Raw genomic sequence first — 523 nt, forward strand, 5'->3', positions numbered from 1 at the left:
GTGGTGAGTTTTGAAATTGCTTCAACAATCGGCGCAGGCGTTAGCGTGTGTGGCACTTTGGTGATCAACGTGCCGTCCGGTTTGAGGAAGTAGAAGTAAGAGCTGTGGTCAAGGGTGTACTTCAGTTCCGAACCTTCTAATTCGGTTTTACGGAAAATAACGCCGTAGCGGTGAGCAAGTGGCGTCGTGATGTCCAACGGCGCAGATAGGCCTTCAATCATAGGGTGGAAGTAGTGCGCATATTTTGCGGACGCGTCTGCTTCATCACGTTCTGGATCGAGAGAGATAAACATTGGGCGCAGCTGCGCTTTTTGCTCATCGCTGATTTGATTTAGTGCACCTGCCAGCATCGCGAGCGACGTTGGGCAGACATCAGGGCAACGAGTAAAACCGAAATACACGATACGAATACGAGGGTCGTTCACATCAAAGACGTTGACTGGTTGATTGTCTTCGCCAAACAACACGCTTTGTTCTGACGAGGCTGTTTTTGAAACGTCTGCGGGTTTATCTAGGCTGTCTA

The 523-nt window shown here is 49.7% G+C and carries 1 protein-coding gene; it reads right to left on the bottom strand.

What is annotated here, in order from left to right; genetic code table 11:
• On the bottom strand, positions 1–523 hold a 523-nt coding region (locus R7O13_RS30720), incomplete at both ends, for an SCO family protein (protein ID WP_318305701.1).

It is taken from the genome of Vibrio sp. Y176, from assembly GCF_033438945.1.